This window comes from Pseudomonas psychrophila (genome assembly GCF_001043005.1).
In the GTDB taxonomy this organism is placed as follows: Bacteria; Pseudomonadota; Gammaproteobacteria; order Pseudomonadales; family Pseudomonadaceae; genus Aquipseudomonas; species Aquipseudomonas psychrophila.
The window spans coordinates 25571-41996 of the sequence record NZ_JYKZ01000012.1 but is presented as its reverse complement, the minus strand read 5'-3'; the positions used below and the strand labels follow the sequence as shown (position 1 = coordinate 41996).

The 16426-nt window shown below is 58.5% G+C and carries 17 protein-coding genes and 4 tRNA genes; 9 read left to right on the top strand and 12 right to left on the bottom strand.

The features are described 5' to 3' along the window. Positions 1–6: 6 nt before the first annotated feature. Positions 7–1416 carry a D-serine/D-alanine/glycine transporter gene (cycA, locus tag TU76_RS20250; RefSeq protein WP_019826308.1) on the top strand — a complete coding sequence of 470 codons (1410 nt, stop codon included), beginning with the start codon at positions 7–9 and terminating at the stop codon, positions 1414–1416. Positions 1417–1639: 223 nt separating this feature from the next. Here cycA and TU76_RS20245 read toward each other — a convergent pair whose 3' ends face one another. The 10 genes from TU76_RS20245 to TU76_RS20200 form a co-directional block, all read right to left on the bottom strand. After that, entirely contained in the window at positions 1640–2545 is a 906-nt protein-coding gene (locus TU76_RS20245; protein WP_019826306.1) for a metal ABC transporter solute-binding protein, Zn/Mn family, read from the bottom strand. Continuing rightward, positions 2546–3445, bottom strand: coding sequence for a metal ABC transporter permease (locus TU76_RS20240; protein WP_016780336.1), 900 nt, complete (start codon positions 3443–3445; stop codon positions 2546–2548). Then, positions 3442–4197: a metal ABC transporter ATP-binding protein gene (locus tag TU76_RS20235; protein ID WP_019826304.1), complete on the bottom strand. Its 756-nt coding sequence runs from the start codon at positions 4195–4197 to the stop codon at positions 3442–3444. Before TU76_RS20235 ends, TU76_RS20240 begins: the two co-directional genes overlap by 4 nt. Beyond that, positions 4194–5132 (bottom strand): metal ABC transporter substrate-binding protein, encoded by a 939-nt coding sequence (locus TU76_RS20230; RefSeq protein WP_019826302.1) that lies wholly within the window; start codon positions 5130–5132, stop codon positions 4194–4196. Before TU76_RS20230 ends, TU76_RS20235 begins: the two co-directional genes overlap by 4 nt. A gap of 34 nt (positions 5133–5166) precedes the next feature. Beyond that, entirely contained in the window at positions 5167–5721 is a 555-nt protein-coding gene (locus tag TU76_RS20225; RefSeq protein ID WP_019826300.1) for a DUF6162 family protein, read from the bottom strand. After that, positions 5718–6053 carry a hypothetical protein gene (locus tag TU76_RS20220; protein WP_019826298.1) on the bottom strand — a complete coding sequence of 112 codons (336 nt, stop codon included), beginning with the start codon at positions 6051–6053 and terminating at the stop codon, positions 5718–5720. Before TU76_RS20220 ends, TU76_RS20225 begins: the two co-directional genes overlap by 4 nt. Continuing rightward, on the bottom strand, positions 6053–6592 hold the full coding sequence (locus TU76_RS20215; RefSeq protein ID WP_048352401.1) for a hypothetical protein: 540 nt from the start codon (positions 6590–6592) through the stop codon (positions 6053–6055). The genes TU76_RS20220 and TU76_RS20215 overlap by 1 nt, the downstream gene beginning before the upstream one ends. Then, complete coding sequence (locus tag TU76_RS20210) at positions 6589–7800, bottom strand: PepSY-associated TM helix domain-containing protein (RefSeq protein ID WP_019826294.1); 1212 nt, start codon at positions 7798–7800, stop codon at positions 6589–6591. The genes TU76_RS20215 and TU76_RS20210 overlap by 4 nt, the downstream gene beginning before the upstream one ends. Positions 7801–8124: 324 nt before the next feature. After that, positions 8125–9075 carry a siderophore-interacting protein gene (locus tag TU76_RS20205; protein WP_048352400.1) on the bottom strand — a complete coding sequence of 317 codons (951 nt, stop codon included), beginning with the start codon at positions 9073–9075 and terminating at the stop codon, positions 8125–8127. Positions 9076–9144: 69 nt separating this feature from the next. Next, positions 9145–10095 (bottom strand): 2-hydroxyacid dehydrogenase, encoded by a 951-nt coding sequence (locus TU76_RS20200; protein WP_019826167.1) that lies wholly within the window; start codon positions 10093–10095, stop codon positions 9145–9147. 212 nt (positions 10096–10307) lie between these two features. Between TU76_RS20200 and gltX the strand changes: the two genes are divergently transcribed. The 8 genes from gltX (at position 10308) to TU76_RS20160 (ending at position 14783) form a co-directional block, all read left to right on the top strand. Then, positions 10308–11789 (top strand): glutamate--tRNA ligase, encoded by a 1482-nt coding sequence (gene gltX, locus TU76_RS20195; RefSeq protein ID WP_019826165.1) that lies wholly within the window; start codon positions 10308–10310, stop codon positions 11787–11789. Positions 11790–12081: 292 nt separating this feature from the next. Beyond that, positions 12082–12157 (top strand) — tRNA-Ala (locus TU76_RS20190). 75 nt (positions 12158–12232) lie between these two features. Then, positions 12233–12308 (top strand) — tRNA-Glu (locus tag TU76_RS20185). Between the two features lie 50 nt (positions 12309–12358). Beyond that, positions 12359–12434: transfer RNA gene (locus TU76_RS20180), tRNA-Ala, on the top strand. Between the two features lie 77 nt (positions 12435–12511). Continuing rightward, positions 12512–12587: transfer RNA gene (locus TU76_RS20175), tRNA-Glu, on the top strand. Between the two features lie 151 nt (positions 12588–12738). Next, a complete protein-coding gene (locus tag TU76_RS20170) occupies positions 12739–13173 on the top strand; it encodes an acyl-CoA thioesterase (protein ID WP_019826163.1) in 435 nt (144 codons plus the stop codon). A gap of 73 nt (positions 13174–13246) precedes the next feature. Further along, the gene (locus TU76_RS20165) at positions 13247–14206 is read left to right on the top strand and encodes a tRNA dihydrouridine synthase (protein WP_048352399.1); all 960 of its coding nucleotides are present in this window, start codon (positions 13247–13249) and stop codon (positions 14204–14206) included. A 124-nt stretch (positions 14207–14330) separates the two neighbouring features. Next, positions 14331–14783 (top strand): Hsp20 family protein, encoded by a 453-nt coding sequence (locus TU76_RS20160; protein WP_019826160.1) that lies wholly within the window; start codon positions 14331–14333, stop codon positions 14781–14783. Between the two features lie 134 nt (positions 14784–14917). Here TU76_RS20160 and pbpG read toward each other — a convergent pair whose 3' ends face one another. Both pbpG and TU76_RS20150 read right to left on the bottom strand, forming a co-directional pair. After that, positions 14918–15856: a D-alanyl-D-alanine endopeptidase gene (gene pbpG, locus TU76_RS20155; RefSeq protein ID WP_048352398.1), complete on the bottom strand. Its 939-nt coding sequence runs from the start codon at positions 15854–15856 to the stop codon at positions 14918–14920. Between the two features lie 356 nt (positions 15857–16212). Further along, entirely contained in the window at positions 16213–16422 is a 210-nt protein-coding gene (locus tag TU76_RS20150) for a helix-turn-helix domain-containing protein (RefSeq protein ID WP_046810526.1), read from the bottom strand. Positions 16423–16426: the final 4 nt, after the last annotated feature.

Genomic DNA, 16426 nt, shown 5'->3' with positions numbered 1-16426 from the left:
TGATTCATGCAAAATCACCAACCTGCCACAGAAGAACCAGAACTGAAGCGCAGCCTGTCCAATCGTCATATCCAGTTGATCGCCATTGGCGGAGCCATCGGTACCGGTCTGTTCATGGGCTCGGGCAAGACCATCAGCCTCGCAGGCCCCTCCATCATATTTGTCTACATGATCATCGGCTTTATGCTGTTTTTCGTGATGCGCGCCATGGGCGAGCTGCTGTTATCCAACCTCAAGTACAAGTCGTTCATCGATTTTGCATCCGACCTGCTGGGCCCCAGGGCGGGTTACTTTACCGGTTGGACCTACTGGTTCTGCTGGATCGTCACGGGCATCGCCGATGTGATCGCCATCTCTGGCTATACCCACTTCTGGTTCCCGGATATCCCCCTGTGGTTGCCCGCTATCGGCTGCGTGGCGCTGCTGCTGTCATTGAACCTGATCACGGTAAAAATGTTCGGGGAACTGGAGTTCTGGTTTGCCATGATCAAGATCGTGGCCATTTGCGCACTGGTCTGCACCGGTCTTTATATGGTGACCACCGCGTTCCAGTCACCGACTGGCAACTCGGCATCCCTGGCCAACCTGTGGAATGACGGCGGAATGTTCCCCCACGGCGTGATGGGTTTTTTCGCCGGCTTCCAGATTGCCGTGTTTGCCTTTGTCGGCATCGAGCTGGTAGGCACCACCGCCGCAGAAACCAAAAACCCGGAGCGCAATCTACCCCGTGCGATCAATTCGATTCCGTTGCGCATCATTATGTTTTACGTGTTTGCGCTGATCGCGATTCTGGCCGTTACGCCATGGCGTGATGTTGTGGCCGACAAGAGCCCCTTCGTTGAGCTCTTCATGCTCGCCGGTCTGCCCGCCGCCGCCGGCATCATCAACTTCGTGGTCCTGACCTCTGCGGCCTCTTCGGCCAACAGCGGTGTGTTCTCAACCAGCCGCATGCTGTTTGGCCTGGCAATGGATGGCGATGCCCCGGGCAAGTTCAAGAGTCTGTCGCGCAGAGCGGTGCCTTCAAACGGCCTGATTTTCTCCTGCATCTGCTTGCTGGCGGGAGCGCTGGTGATCTATGTGGTGCCCAACCTGATGGAGGCTTTCACCCTGATCACCACGGTATCGGCCACCTTGTTCATGTTTGTCTGGACCATGATCCTGCTGTCCTATCTGGCCTATCGCAAAAAGCGTGACCACTTGCACCGCGCATCGAAATACAAAATGCCCGGTGGCAAGGTCATGGTCTGGGTCTGCCTGACTTTCTTCGTGTTTATCCTTGTACTGCTGGCTCTGGAAACCGACACCCGTCAGGCGCTGTATATGGTGCCCGTCTGGTTCGTGCTGCTGGCTGTGGGGTATCGCTCTGTTCGCCGCAACAAGCAGGAGGCCGAGAGTCAGGCTTGTGAGACGCAGTAATCGCGTTTTTCATGGCTTGGGGATACAAGGCCCGTAGCCGCTGACGAAGGAGCGAGGTTGCGTCCGGGGGCGGAGCACCCGTAAAACTGAACCCGGGAATTGTCTGCTGCACTGCAGGGGCCTGTTTTGCGAGGGCTGCTCCGCCGAACGCAGCCTTCGGCAGTTGCTGCGAACTGGCAGGGCGCGCTGCAAGCGTCGCAACGCGCCAGGTGACCAACCAGGTTCAGCTGTGGCTCAGCACCTTGACAATGGCGTCGATAGTGTCTTGCAACTCGGCCACTGGGTCAGCGCCATCTGCGGTCACCACCACCAGTTCACTGCCACCTTCGGCGATCGCAGCTTTCACCGCAGCTGCCGGCTGACGGTGATCCAGCACCAGCGCTACCTCATTGTCTTTCAGGGTTTGGGTCAGCGCTTGCAGCGACTCGGGGGTCCAGGTCTCATCGCCTTTGTGATCGACCTCAACCCGTTCCAGATTCAACCCGCCAATCAAGTAGTCCAGCCGATCCGACAAACTCACCACGGCCAAATTATCAGCCTTGGCCAGCTGTGCTTCGCTGTCGGCGCTGAGCTTGAGCAAACGCTGTTTGAGACCTGCCAGGTTGGCCTCGATCTTTGGCTTGGCATCCGGTGCCAACCGCACCAGATCGGCTGCGATCACGTCCGCCATGCGTCCCATATTGTTGCTGGTCAGCCACGGCTGGCTGTTCAGGCCATCGCTGTGAACACCCGGTTGCACAGCAATGCCCGGCAGGCTGCCGTCCACTGGTCGCGCAGCGTCAACTTCAACAATGCGGATATTGCTGCGCCGTGCCATGGGGTACAGCGGGTCATCGCTCCACACAGAGCGCAGGCCGATCACGGCATCTGCGTTTGTGGCCAGTTTGTGCAGGGCCGGAGCGCCGCGACCACTGAAATAGGCGCTCTGCCGGCTGCCGGGCAAATTGGCCGCAGCGGCCCGCTCCAGGGTCACGTTGCTGTCTTTGAGCAGCAACTCGCCCAGCCCGTAAGTGATCGGCAGGCTGGCGAGGATGCGCACCGGTTGCGTTGCAGTGTCGGCTGCCAGCAGTGGAGTACTGAGCAGGCCGGTGATGGCCAGGGCCAGTGCGAGTTTGCGCAGAGTGAACATTTATCCAATATTCCCTTTTAGGCTGGGCACCACGCCGCGGGCGATGGCGGCGAGAGCGAAGGCGATACCGGCCATCAAAATAATTGCGGCGCCGGACGGAATCGGCAGGTCAAACACGATGGGCAACAGGATGCCGCACAGGGTGCTGACGGTGGCGATCAACACTGAAATCCAGAAAAAACCTTTAAGCGACTGGCTGAGCAAACGCGCCGCAGCGGCCGGAATCACAAGCAGTGCGCCCACCAGAATCGCACCAATGACTTTTACGGCGGCTACGGTAATCAGCGTTACGAGGATTACAAACAGGTAGTCCAAAGCTTTGACAGCGACCCCGCGCACAGCGGCCAGTTGCGGGTTGAAACTGGCGAGCATGATGCGGTTGTACAGTGGCAGGCTGAGGCCCAGCACCAGCGCGCCGACCACCGCCAACACCAGCAAATCGTTGCCGTTGACCGTCAATACGGAGCCGAACAGCACGTTTTCGAGGATATGCACGTTGATCTTGCCCGCCAGAATCAGCAGCAGGCTGGCGCCCAGTGCCAATGACACCGACAGGAACACCCCGATCAGTGTGTCCGGGGCCAGGCCGGTACGGTTGCGCAGGTAATTAAGCGAGATCCCGAACAGCAGGCAATAGCCAAACAGGCTGCCGTAAGGCCCGGTGTAGGGTTCACCCAGCAGGATGCCGATGGCCACGCCAGTCAGCGCGGCATGCCCCACGGCTTCGGAAAAAAACGCGAAGCGTTTGACCACGACCAGGGTTCCCAGCCCGCCAAGCACCGGGCCAATCAGCAAACCGGCAAGCAAGGCGTTGACCACAAAACCGTAAGCCAGCACTTCGGGCAGATAGCCCGCAGAAGCCCAGCCCTGAACCATCAAGCGGAACGCTTCGTAACTCATGAAAGGGCGCTCCCGTGAGCCTTGGGATGGGTTGAAAACAGGTTGAGCAGACGTTCGGGGCTCAGGGTTTGCTCGGGCGGGCCGTCGAACAGCACCTGGCGATTGAGTCCGGTCACGCGTTCTGCCAAGCGTTTTACGGCGGCCAAATCGTGTTCAATCCATACCACCGTGACCCCGGCCTGACGCCAGTCAGTCAGCAAACGCTCAAATACCCGTGCACCGGCTTCGTCCAGCGCCGACATGGGCTCGTCCAGTACCAGCAGCTGCGGTGCGGGGATAAGGCCCTGTGCCAACAACACGCGCTGGCGCTCGCCGCCGGACAGTGCGCCCATGCGCCGCTTGCGTTTGTCCTGCATGCCCACGCGCTCCAGCGCTTCACCGATGGCGGGAGCCACCTTGCGCGACAAGCCCATAAACGCTGGACGGCGCTGGCACATGGCGGCCATGAAATCATCGACGGTCATTGGCAGCCCGCGATCGAATTCCAGCGCCTGGGGAACATAGCCGATCAGTCCCGGCTCGCCAGGCCAGTTCAGGCACAGGCGACCCTGATGGGGCATTTGCCCCAGCAGCGTTTTGATCAGCGAACTTTTACCGCCGCCATTAGGCCCGACCAGTGCATGCACGCTGCCGGGGCGGATACTGAAACTGACATGATCCAGAATGGGCGTTCGGCCCAGGGTCAGCGACACCTGATCAAACTCGACCCCTGGCCCGCAGACTGCAACTGACAAGGGTTCAACGGCGGTCATGCTCCGGCCTCCTGAATGGCCCTGACCACGGTATCGAGGTTGCCGGTCATTTCCTTTTCGTATTTGTCAGCGCTGTAGTCGCCATAGGAAATATGCGACAGCGGGTACAGCTTGACCCCTGACTCGCGCTGAATGGTCTCCACATAAGTGGAAGGGAAGTCCATCTCGGAGAAGATGACTTTCACATCCAGCTCGCGCAGTTGATCGATGGTTTTCTTCAACTGGCTGGGGCTTGGTTCTATGCCGTGGGCAGGCTCAACCACGGCGGTGACCTCCAGGCCGAACTCACGCAGCAGGTAGTCGTAAGCCGCGTGCACTGTGGCTACGCGCAGGTCGGCGTTCGGTGCCTGGGTCAACTTGGCCAAGGCGTCCGCGCGCATTTGGCGCAGGCGCTTGCCGTAGGCGCGTGCATTGGCGGTGTAGGTCTTGGCGTTGGTCGGGTCGAGTTTGCCCAGTTCGCGGGCAATGTTATTGACCTGGGCAATCGAGGCGCTGATCGACAGGAACGTGTGCGGGTTGACCACCTTGCCCGCGCCGCGAGCCGCGTTGCCTGTGGCTGCCAGCAGTGGAACATTCTGGTTGGCCTCGATTACCGGGATGTCCGGTTTTTCACTGGCCTCGATCATGCGGTCGGCAAAGTCATCATGACCCACGCCATTGAGCACGATCACATCCAGTGTGCCGATGCGCTTGATGTCTTCAGCCCGGGGCTCATAGGCGTGGGGGTTAAAGCCTGCGGGAATCAACGGCACTACTTCGGCTTTGTCGCCGACGATATTGGCCACGTAACTGTAGTAAGGGTGCAGGGTGATACCAATACGCAACGGCTTGGCCAGCGGGGCCGGGGCGTCGGCAAAGGCCTGTGGTGACAGGCAAAAGGTAAACAGGGCGGCCAGTAGCACGGTGCGGCGACGCACAACAGATGAAATCGACATGGCGAGCAGTCTTCTCTCAGGTCAAGCGGTGGGTTCAGTGCCGATGCTGGCGTGTAACCCCGGCATCGAATTGCGCGATCACTTGCTGCCAGCCACTTTGGTTAAGGGCGGCATCGCTGAAGTCGGTGGGGGCTTTTACGTCGGGAGTGCGGTTGAGCCATATATCCGGCTGGGAGCTGATGCGCATCAAGAACGAACCCGCCACCTCAGGGTTGGGGCTGGTGCCCAGATACGCCTGCTCGCCCAGTAATTGCCAGGCATGGTTGCCACGGCTCACGGAGCTGGCATCGCTGGCAAAGGGTGCAAAGCCTTCTTCGGCCAGTTGAGCGGGTTGGGGCAGGGCACTGGACTCTTCGCGCAGCAACTGGATTTCATCCAGGGTGACCCGCAGGTCGGCGTAGATACCTTGTTCGGCAGCGGTCAGGTCCCGTCGTGCATCCAGTTGATGGGCGGCCACCGAAGTAATCTCCTGCGACTCGTGACGCCAGGCCACCACGGAGCCGGCTACAGTCAAAATCAACAGGCACAACAGCAGCACATACAGGGTTTCATGCCCGGCCCCGGCCGGACGCACGACTTGAGTGCTCATGGGGCCTCGATATCGGCTTGGTCGATTTCAACGATGTGACCGGGGCCGGCGTCGAACAGGACATAAAACTCGGAATCGGGACGCTTGAAGGTCAGGGTTGAATCCGCTCCCAGCTTGCCGGGCACCAGGATGGTTTCGTCGTAGCCGATCACATCCAGGGTCACTCCCGGTGCGCCGCTGCCGTCGGAGAACCCGCCTGTGCAACGGATTTGCCCGTCTTCCACGGCTTTGCACTCACACATCGGGTTGTGGGCCAGTGCCTGGTTGCAGACACCGAGCAACGCAATAAATCCTGCCGCCAGGGCAGGTTTTTTAAACAGGCGCGAAGGCATTATTTGGTTCCTCGTTGGGCCAGCCAGGCCACCGTTGCCGGTGAGGCCTGACTCAGGGGAATGGAGGCCTGATGCATGGAGCCGTCCCACCCCTCAAGGGTGATCCACAGCTCGGCGTCGGCTTTGGTGCGATCCGGGATCGGCATGGTGGCGCCCATACGGTAGGGCGTACCGAAGAAAATTACGCCAGCGGCCCGCAGGCTGCGAGGTTTGCCGATTCGCAGGTAGGCGGCCTTGACCTGATCGATGCAGGTATCGCACAGGGCCGCGTTAAAGCTCTTCATATAGCCGGCCGGGCCATCAGGGCGCGGGGCTTCGTTGCGAAACTCAGCCAGTTTCAGGCTCCAGGGGCCGACTTGTACGATGCCGATTTCACGCTCGCCCAAGCCGCTGTCCCCACGAAACAGCGAGGCATCTGCGAAGTACTTGGGCATGAAGCCCAGCGGCACCAACAACAGCAGGACATTTATGTGAAAGCGCCATTTGTGCCACCACCGGCCCAGGGTGGTGGAGGGCTGTGCGGCCACTGCCTTGCTCATACATTGGCCTCTTCTGGCTGTTGGCTATGCGCCGTGGCGGTCTGGGTTTTGGCGGGTGCGCGCTGTGATTTCTCGCTGCGCTTGAAAGCATTGGCGGTGGCCAGCGCAGTGCGTTTGGTCCAGATCAGCAGGCCGCTCAGAATCATCATGCTGAGGATCAGGCCGAAGAAGAACCAGATCAGCTTGACCCACAGGCCGCCAAAATCGCCGGTGTGCAGCGGACGCATGGACTCGGTGACCAGCTCCAGCCCGGAGCGGTCGGCAATCATTCGCGAGCCTTCGATCGCGCCGTTATACGGGTTGATTTCTGCTGTCTGGAACAGCAGTGGATACCAGCCCGGGCCGCCGACCTCGATGTGTCCGTAGGCATTGCTCGGCAGGCTGACAAAACTCGCTTCCAGCCCAGGAATTCTTTCGGCGGCAATCTTGACTGCCTGATCGAGGCTGATCTGCGGTGCGGGCTTGCCGTCAGGCATGATCGGCACGTCCTGGCGCGCCACAACAGGCGGGTTGCCAGCGGTCGAAATCGAAATCTGGTTATCGAACATAAAGGCCTGAATCAAGAACCACAGGCCGGTGATGGAAATGACCGCAATAAACCAGATCGACCAGATGCCGCACAAGCGATGGAAGTCGCCCCAAAAAATGCGTGCACCATGATTGAAACGCAGGTTGGGTTTAAAAAAGCCCTTCCAGAATTTTTTGTAGACCACCAGGCCGGTGATCAGCGACCCCAGCAATGGAAGGCCGAGGAACGACACCAGATACCAGCCCCAACTGAAGCCATTGGTGAACGGCACCAACCACCAGCCGTGCAACGCGCGGGTAAAGGCCTGGAAGTCAAAGCTGGGGCTTTCCCCCTGGATCGCCCCGGTGTACGGGTTGATGTACAGCGATGGCGAGCGGCCGTCCGGGTACACCACACGGGCCACGAGGGCAAAGTGCGACTCATCCGGGCGGCTGATCGACTGAACGGCCAGGTTCGGTTCGGCCTTGTGAATGGCGGTCAGCGCCTGCTCGTATGTCAGCAGTGGAGCGTCATCAAACGGCTGGGTGGATCGGGCTTCAGGGGTGGCAAGCCACACAATTTCCTGGCTGACCACGGCCAAGGTGCCGGTCACGCAGACAATCAGGACGAAGAACCATATAGGCAGGGTCAACCAGCTGTGAACCAGAAACCAGAGTTTGGATCGGGACTTTTTGGACATGGGAAACGGCAAACTCGGGGGTAGGGCGGGTGTGTAATCGCCATTGAGAAGCGATCTCTTATACATGTAGGACGAATGAGGTGAGTAAAACCCGAAGCTGTATTTGTAATAAAATGTTTCATGCGTTCCAGTAAATGCTCTGCTGCGAGCTGAGGGGGGCAAATTTTCGTAGCAGCTGCCGAGGGAACGAGGCTGCGTTCGGCGGCGTAGCCGTCGTGAAATCAATGCATGCGGCCTGTCAGATACCCTGCGGACTCAGGTTTTACGATCGCTACGCGCCCGAACGCAGCCTCGTTCCTTCGGCAACTGCTACAAGGGCCAGTATCAGCCCAATGACCGTCCCAGCTTCCAATAACCCATCAAGGTCAAAGCCTTGCGGTCCATGCCGCATTCATGGATGAAAAACCTTCTGATCGCCATCACCGCCGTCGATTCTCCAGCCACCCAGGCATAAAACTCGTTGTGCCTGGCGCTGGCCCGTTCCCAGAGGCGCTGGTTGTCCAGATCAAGTTCTTGCAGGACAGCACAAGCCTTTGCCTGCAGGCGTCGGGGCGGCAGGCTGGCCAGTTCACGGGCGGCGAGGATCATGCCGTCACCGTGCTGCTTGCCCAGGCTGGCACGGGGTAGCCAGTGGATTTTGGTGTTCGGGCCACAGACCAGGTTTTGGCAGTCGGATTCTTCGGGTACTTCAATAAAAACCTGCACCTGAGGGGTGTCGGGGTGATGTGCCAGCTCTTCGAGGATGCCGGCGATGGCGGGCAGCGCAGTTTCGTCGCCGATCAGCAGCACTTTGCGCATGCCTTGTGGCGGTTGCCACTCATAGCCGCCCGGGTCGTCCGTATAGGCGGCATTAGGGGCCGCAATTTGCAGGGGGGCACCCGCTTTGGCCTGTGTCGCCCAGCGTGTGGCGGGGCCGGTGACGCCGTGCAGGACAAAGTCGATATCCAGTTCGCCTGCCTCCAGGCGCAGGTTGCGAATGGTGTAGGAGCGCATGGGCGGCACCCGTTCGGGGCTCAAGTCGCGCAGGGGCGCCCGCCAATCCCCTTGTTTTGGCAGGTTGGAGGGCTCGCCATTGGCGCTGGGGAACAACAACTTGACTCGCTGATCGGGTGCCAGGGTGCGCATCAGTGCTACGTCGCTGCCACCGAACACAAAGCGTGTCAGCGAGGGGCTCAAGGTGATGCGGCGCTTGAGCTGGATATCGAACAGCCGGTAGGCGGTGGGTTTACTGAGTCGATTGCGCAGGTTGTGTACCAGGGCGGCAGCGGGGGACATATCAGCACCTCAATAAGCAGGAGTCGTTGTGTATAACGAGCTGCTGGGGGCTTAATTTAAACTCCGTACTTATTGAGGTTCGGGTAACCGTACCGGGGTCAATACGGGTTGCCCGGCAAAGAAGGCGAGCAGGTTGTTGACCACCATTTGCACGGTGCCCTCAGCGGCTTCCGGTGATTGGCCGCCCATGTGGGGGGTCATTACCACATTGCCGAGCAATTTGAGTGCGTCCGGTACTTCTGGTTCATCATCGAAAACATCGAGCCCGGCCCCGGCAATTTTGCCTTTGGCCAAGGCATCGATCAGGGCCTGGGTGTCGACCACGCTGGCTCGGGCAATGTTGATCAGGTAACCGTTGCGGCCCAGGGCATACAGCGCGGCTGTATCGACCAGGTGTCGTGTCTCGCTACCGCCGGGTGTGGCAACGATCAGAAAATCTACCGAACTGGCCAGTTCGATCACGTTTTTGCAGTAGGTGTAGTGCATGTCGTGGCGTTCCTGGCGGGTGTGATAGCTGATGCTCATGTCAAACCCGTTGGCTGCACGTTTGGCAATGGCCATGCCCACTGCGCCCAGGCCGAGGATGCCCATGCGCTTGCCCGCCAACGAAGGTTGGCGCAGCTTGTTCCATTCACCGCGACGGATGCCGGCATCGGCCTGGGGAATGCCGCGTACCAGTGACAGTAAAAGCGCCATCGCGTGGTCGGCCACCGATGAGGCATTGGCGCCGGCGCCATTGGTGACGACTACCCCGCGGTTGCTGGCGGCCTGCAGGTCTACATGCTCATAACCGGCACCGATCACGCAGATAATCAGCAGCGAAGGCATGTCGGCGATCTCTTCGGCATATAAACCCAGCGGCCCACGGGTCAGCACCGCGTTGATCCGTGCGCCATGCTCGGCAATGGCTTCGGCGCGGCTGGACGGTGTGGGCGCCAGTATCAGCTCGAAACCTTCGCGCTCAAGCAGTGGCAAGTAGTCATTTACCGTTTCAACCAACACCAGTACGACATGGGCCATAGAGGACTCCGGCCAAGGGGATTAGAGCGTGGCCAGAGGTTAGCATCTCTGCCGGGCGGTTTCTTTTTATCGAGCTTGATGCAGGTGCTCTGTTTTCGCTGTATTGAGCCGTGGGGCGGGGGATGTGACCTTGTTGGCCTGCTGCGCTGGAGCCAAGCCGTCTCGGCCTGTTACCATTCGCCCTTTGTTTTATCTCCACTTCGAGACCGCCCATGACCACCGTTCGCACGCGCATTGCGCCATCGCCTACCGGCGACCCCCACGTCGGCACCGCTTACATCGCTTTGTTCAACTACTGCTTTGCCAAGCAGCATGGCGGCGAATTTATCCTGCGGATCGAAGATACCGACCAATTGCGTTCTACCCGCGAGTCCGAGCAGCAGATCTACGATGCCTTGCGCTGGTTAGGTATCACCTGGAGCGAAGGCCCGGACGTTGGTGGCCCACACGGCCCGTACCGTCAAAGCGAGCGCAGCGAGATCTACAAGAAGTACACCCAGCAACTGGTCGATATGGGTCATGCCTTCCCGTGCTTCTGCACGAGCGAGGAGCTGGACCAGATGCGCGCCGAGCAAATGGCCAAGGGTGAAACCCCTCGTTACGACGGTCGTGCGCTGCTGCTGTCCAAAGAAGAAGTGGCGGCCCGTCTGGCTGCTGGCGAACCGCACGTGATCCGCATGAAAGTGCCTACCGAAGGCGTCTGCGTAGTGCCAGACCTGCTGCGCGGCGATGTTGAGATCCCGTGGGATCGCATGGACATGCAAGTGCTGATGAAAACCGATGGTCTGCCGACCTACTTCCTGGCCAACGTGGTCGACGATCACTTGATGGGCATCACCCACGTACTGCGTGGCGAAGAGTGGCTGCCATCGGCACCCAAGCTGATCCTGCTGTACGAGTACTTCGGCTGGGAACAACCGCAACTGTGCTACATGCCGCTGCTGCGCAACCCGGACAAGAGCAAGCTGTCCAAGCGCAAAAACCCAACCTCGGTGACGTTCTACGAGCGCATGGGCTTTATGCCTGAAGCCATGCTCAACTACCTGGGTCGCATGGGCTGGTCGATGCCGGACGAGCGCGAGAAGTTCTCGTTGCAGGAAATGGTTGATAACTTTGACCTGTCCCGCGTCTCGCTGGGCGGGCCGATTTTCGACGTTGAGAAGCTGTCTTGGCTCAACGGCCAATGGTTGCGTGACCTGCCGCTGGAAGAGTTCGCCAGCCGCGTTCAGCAATGGGCGTTGAACCCTGAGTACATGATGAAGATCGCCCCGCTGGTTCAGGGTCGTGTTGAGACCTTCAGCCAGATCGCGCCATTGGCCGGGTTCTTCTTCTCGGGTGGCTTGCAACTCGATGCCAAGTTGTTTGAGCACAAGAAGCTGTCCAACGAACAAGTGCGTCAGTTGATGCAATTGATTCTGTGGAAGCTTGAGAGCCTGCGTCAGTGGGAAAAAGACGCCATCACCGGTTGCATCCAGACGGTGGTTGAATCCCTGGAGCTGAAGCTGCGTGATGCCATGCCGCTGATGTTCGCTTCGATCACGGGACAAGCAAGCTCGGTGTCGGTGCTGGACGCCATGGAAATTCTGGGGCCGGACCTGACCCGCTTCCGTCTGCGCCAGGCGCTGGACCTGCTGGGCGGCGTTTCGAAGAAAGAAAACAAAGAGTGGGAAAAGCTGTTTAACGCGCTGAATTAATCATCGCAGGCGGTTTTTTTCTGTGGGAGCGGGCTTGCTCGCGATGGTATCGACACGTATTGCCTGGCACTGCGCGTCGTTCCCATCGCAAGCAAGCCCGCTTCTACAAAAGCGTCTAGATGGGTTTGGGCCAGTATTTACGGGGCAGGGAAGGTAAGTGGTTGTTCTCACGGCAAATTTTTTTTAAAAACTTTGAAAATAAGTTTGACAGCCTACCGATCCAGTCTTAATATGCGCCCCGTCCACACAGCAACATGAAACAAGCAGCAATAACACGCTGCGTTGACTGTCTGGGGCTATAGCTCAGCTGGGAGAGCGCTTGCATGGCATGCAAGAGGTCAACGGTTCGATCCCGTTTAGCTCCACCAAATTTACAGTTCAATGTCTGGCCACACCGGCATTGAATCGATCAGCACTCAGCGCTGATCAGTTAGAAGGTTTGTGTCCCCTTCGTCTAGTGGCCTAGGACACCGCCCTTTCACGGCGGTAACAGGGGTTCGAGTCCCCTAGGGGACGCCAGTTTTACAGAAGCAGCACTTCGGTGATGCTCCGCCGCCAGGCGATAAATCGGGGCTATAGCTCAGCTGGGAGAGCGCTTGCATGGCATGCAAGAGGTCAACGGTTCGATCCCGTTTAGCTCCACCAATTTACAGTTCAATGTCGGGCCACACTGGCATTGAATCGATCAGCACCGAGTGCTGATCACTGTTAGAAGGGTTTGTGTCCCCTTCGTCTAGTGGCCTAGGACACCGCCCTTTCACGGCGGTAACAGGGGTTCGAGTCCCCTAGGGGACGCCACGATTACCCGCTATGCGGGATTTATAAGGGTCATTCGATTATTGAATGACCCTTTTGTTTGTCTGCAGTTTTTATATTCCTCGCCTTGAAGCTTGCTGGTGCCACCTCTGCGTTACACTGCGCTCCTTTTTTGTTTACAGGGAGACAAGGCATGAGTTGGGATTTGGCAGCACCGTTCATCATTGACCTGCACGTTAAGGCCGAAGACATTGACGGGTTCGGCCATGCCAATAACGCGGCCTATGTGGTCTGGCTGGAACGATGTGCCTGGCGCCATTCGCAGCGCCTGGGGCTGGACCTCACCGAGTACCGTCGTCTTGACCGCGCCATGGCGGTATCCCGGCATGAAATCGATTACCTGGCCAGCGCCTACGAAGACGATGAGCTGCAATTGGCGACCTGGATTGTCGACTGTGACCAGCGCTTGCGCATGACCCGACACTTTCAGCTCGTGCGCCCCAGCGATGGCGTGACCTTGCTGCGCGCCCAAACCACCTTTGTCTGCATCGAGTTGTCCACCGGCAAGGCCAAGCGCTTGCCGCCCGAGTTCCTTGAAGGTTATGGCCCGGCTGTCGTGACAGCCTGATCAGCAGCGCCTGCTCATACCGATTGCCTACAGAACGGCGTAAACTGCCGCACGTTTTTTATGAGAGTCACCCATGCAAATTGCTTTGGCGCCGATGGAGGGGTTGGTCGACAACATCCTGCGTGATGTCCTGACCCGCACCGGCGGTATTGATTGGTGTGTGACCGAATTTATTCGGGTCACCGAACGGTTGTTACCAGAAGCCTACTTCCATAAATTCGCCCCCGAACTGCAGCACGGTGCCCAGACGCGTTCCGGCGTTCCGTTGCGCGTTCAGTTGTTGGGTTCTGATCCGGCCTGTTTGGCCGACAACGCGGCGCTGGCCGTTGAGCTGGGCTCCGGAGTGATTGACCTCAATTTTGGCTGCCCGGCCAAAACTGTGAACAAGTCCCGTGGCGGTGCGGTGCTGCTCAAAGAGCCCGAACTGCTGCACGCGATCCTGCTGCAGGTACGACGTACCGTGCCTGCGCATATCCCGGTGACCGCCAAGATGCGTCTGGGCTTTGACACGCCAGACAGCGCCAATGAGTGCGCGATTGCCCTGGCCGAAGGGGGCGCAAGCCAGATCGTGGTGCACGCGCGGACCAAGATGGATGGCTACAAGCCGCCTGCCCATTGGGAGTACATCGCCCAGGTACAGGAAGTGGTGAAGGTGCCGGTGTTTGCCAATGGCGATATCTGGTCGGTTGAAGATTGGCGCCGTTGCCGCGAAATCAGTGGTGCCGAAGACATCATGCTGGGTCGCGGCCTGGTGTCGCGCCCCGATCTGGCCCGGCAAATTGCCGCAGCCCGTGCCGGTGTTGAAGTGGTGCCGATGACCTGGGCTGACTTGCAGCCCATGATCCGCGATTTCTGGGCTCAGGCCGAGGCTCAGCTGACGCCGCGCTCAGCCCCCGGGCGCCTGAAGCAGTGGTTGGCCATGCTGACGCGCAACTATCCCGAAGCGGTCGTATTGTTCAATGCCATGCGTCGTGAGACCGACTGTGAAAAGGTCCGCCATCTGGTCAACAACCCGCCAGCAGACGCTGCCTGAAACGGCTGAAAAAAAATTTTCAGAAAAACCCTTGAAACGGTTTTGACGGTCCCTATTTAAGGGGTACGCGATGCCGAAACCGGGTCGCGTAACTAAATCTCGCTGAAATCAGGAGGATGAAATTATGAGCAACGCATTTTCAATGGCGCCACTGTTCCGTAATTCTGTCGGTTTTGACCGTTTTAGTGATTTGTTTGAAACCGCTTTGCGCAATGATTCGAGCGGCGGCTACCCACCTTACAACGTTGAAAAACGGGGTGAGGACAGCTATCGCATCGTGGTTGCAGCTGCAGGCTTCCAGCAAGATGATCTGGACCTGCAAGTAGAGAAAGGTGTGCTGACCGTAAGCGGCAGCAAACGTGAAAGTACCAGCGAAGAAGGCGTGACCTTCTTGCATCAAGGCATTGCACAGCGGGCATTTAAATTGTCCTTCCGTCTCGACGACCATATCGAGATCAAAGGTGCAAACCTGAGCAACGGTTTACTCAGCATCGACCTGCAGCGGGTGGTACCGGAAGAGGCAAAAGCCAAACGTATCCCGATCAATGGGGATTCGCAGCCTGCTCTGCAACACTGATCTGAGCACGCGTTAGCAAAGAACCCCGTCTTCAGGCGGGGTTCTTTTTATCCGCGTGCATGATAGGTGCAGTACGCAGGCATTTGTCCCCGATCTCTCCCCGGGGCAAGTGCCTGCAATTTACGTCTTGAATATCACTTTCCTGCCTGGCCTGCGGTCAACTGATGTTTTTGCAGGTTCTTGTCGGCTTTGTAGCGCAAGGCTACGTCGGGCACGCTGCCGCTTTTACCGGTTTCAACCCAGTTGCGAATCCGCCCTGCATCGGCGAAGTGGGTGTATTTGCCAAAGGCATCCAGAATCACCAGCGAAACCGGGCGATTGCCCATCTCGGTTACCAGCACCAGGCAGTGGCCGGCTTGATTGGTAAAGCCGGTCTTGGTGATCTTGATATTCCACTTGTCCTTATTGACCAGATGATCGGTGTTATGAAAGCCCAGGGTGTAGTTGGGCTTGCGGAACGCCACGGTTTTTTCTTTGGTGGTGCTCAACTGGCTGAGCATCGGGTAGTGCCGCGCCGTTGCCAGGAGTTTGCTCAAGTCGCGGGCGGTGGACACGTTGTGAATCGACAGGCCGGTCGGCTCAACGTAATGGGTACTCATCATGCCCAGGCTTTTGGCCTTGGCGTTCATGGCTGCGATAAAGGCCACATAACCGCCTGGATAGTGATGGGCAAGGCTGGCAGCCGCGCGGTTTTCCGATGACATCAGGGTGATCAGCATCATTTCGCGACGCGAGAGCTCGCTGCCAATCTTGACCCGCGAAAACACGCCTTTCATTTCTGGGGTGTCGCTGATGTTGACCGAAATGTATTCATCCATCGACTGCTTGGCGTCCAGCACCACCATGGCGGTCATCAGTTTGGTCACGGAAGCGATGGGGACGATGGCGTCAGGGTTGCTGGCAAAAATGACCTTGTTGGTCTGCAGGTCGATCAGCATCGCGCTGCCTGAGGCGATATGCAGTTGTGAGGTATCCCTTGGGGCCGAAATGCTTTCAGCCGCTGCGGCGATTGAAGAGGCGCTGGTGCCTGCCAGAACTAAACACAGGCTTAAAATAGAAAGATGAATTTTCACGCAGAATGACTCAAGGATGGTTGGGAATTACCTGGCTGCAACGGCTGTTACACACATAACGTTACATTTTGTCAGTATGGATCAATAGCGGCAGAAATGCCTGATTTCGAAGGGTTTATCAGCGAATATTCGTGGATGAGGCTTTGAGGCGCCAGTGCATTGGCAGACGTCAATTGCAAGTGCTGGCGAAGCAGGGATTCGTGCCCGGGCGAGCCTAGCAGTGCAAAGCTGTTGGCTGGCTGAACAGAGTAAGCGTTTGACCCGGCCCCTGGAGGTGGCGAGCAGTCAGTAACGCTGGAGGCGGGGCCAAGTACAACGCCTGTGGGGCGGTGGCCCCACAGGCGTGAGCGGGAGTTTTACGATTCGGCTCGATAATGCAGCAGGTCTCCGGGCTGGCAATCCAGCGCTATGCAAATAGCCTCCAGGGTGGCGAGCCTTATACCTTTTACCTTCCCTTGTTTGAGCAGTGACAGGTTCTGCTCGGTGATACCGACCCTCTGCGCGAGGTCTTTGGATTTGACCTTGCGGGTGGCCAGCATCACGTCCAGCTTAATCTCGATCGGCATCTTG

What these genes read in the sequence shown, in the direction of transcription:
- cycA (WP_019826308.1), top strand. Translation starts at nt 7, where the DNA reads ATGCAAAATCACCAACCTGCCACAGAAGAACCAGAACTGAAGCGCAGC.
- TU76_RS20245 (WP_019826306.1), bottom strand. Translation starts at nt 2,545, where the DNA reads ATGTTCACTCTGCGCAAACTCGCACTGGCCCTGGCCATCACCGGCCTG.
- TU76_RS20240 (WP_016780336.1), bottom strand. Translation starts at nt 3,445, where the DNA reads ATGAGTTACGAAGCGTTCCGCTTGATGGTTCAGGGCTGGGCTTCTGCG.
- TU76_RS20235 (WP_019826304.1), bottom strand. Translation starts at nt 4,197, where the DNA reads ATGACCGCCGTTGAACCCTTGTCAGTTGCAGTCTGCGGGCCAGGGGTC.
- TU76_RS20230 (WP_019826302.1), bottom strand. Translation starts at nt 5,132, where the DNA reads ATGTCGATTTCATCTGTTGTGCGTCGCCGCACCGTGCTACTGGCCGCC.
- TU76_RS20225 (WP_019826300.1), bottom strand. Translation starts at nt 5,721, where the DNA reads ATGAGCACTCAAGTCGTGCGTCCGGCCGGGGCCGGGCATGAAACCCTG.
- TU76_RS20220 (WP_019826298.1), bottom strand. Translation starts at nt 6,053, where the DNA reads ATGCCTTCGCGCCTGTTTAAAAAACCTGCCCTGGCGGCAGGATTTATT.
- TU76_RS20215 (WP_048352401.1), bottom strand. Translation starts at nt 6,592, where the DNA reads ATGAGCAAGGCAGTGGCCGCACAGCCCTCCACCACCCTGGGCCGGTGG.
- TU76_RS20210 (WP_019826294.1), bottom strand. Translation starts at nt 7,800, where the DNA reads ATGTCCAAAAAGTCCCGATCCAAACTCTGGTTTCTGGTTCACAGCTGG.
- TU76_RS20205 (WP_048352400.1), bottom strand. Translation starts at nt 9,075, where the DNA reads ATGTCCCCCGCTGCCGCCCTGGTACACAACCTGCGCAATCGACTCAGT.
- TU76_RS20200 (WP_019826167.1), bottom strand. Translation starts at nt 10,095, where the DNA reads ATGGCCCATGTCGTACTGGTGTTGGTTGAAACGGTAAATGACTACTTG.
- gltX (WP_019826165.1), top strand. Translation starts at nt 10,308, where the DNA reads ATGACCACCGTTCGCACGCGCATTGCGCCATCGCCTACCGGCGACCCC.
- TU76_RS20170 (WP_019826163.1), top strand. Translation starts at nt 12,739, where the DNA reads ATGAGTTGGGATTTGGCAGCACCGTTCATCATTGACCTGCACGTTAAG.
- TU76_RS20165 (WP_048352399.1), top strand. Translation starts at nt 13,247, where the DNA reads ATGCAAATTGCTTTGGCGCCGATGGAGGGGTTGGTCGACAACATCCTG.
- TU76_RS20160 (WP_019826160.1), top strand. Translation starts at nt 14,331, where the DNA reads ATGAGCAACGCATTTTCAATGGCGCCACTGTTCCGTAATTCTGTCGGT.
- TU76_RS20150 (WP_046810526.1), bottom strand. Translation starts at nt 16,422, where the DNA reads ATGCCGATCGAGATTAAGCTGGACGTGATGCTGGCCACCCGCAAGGTC.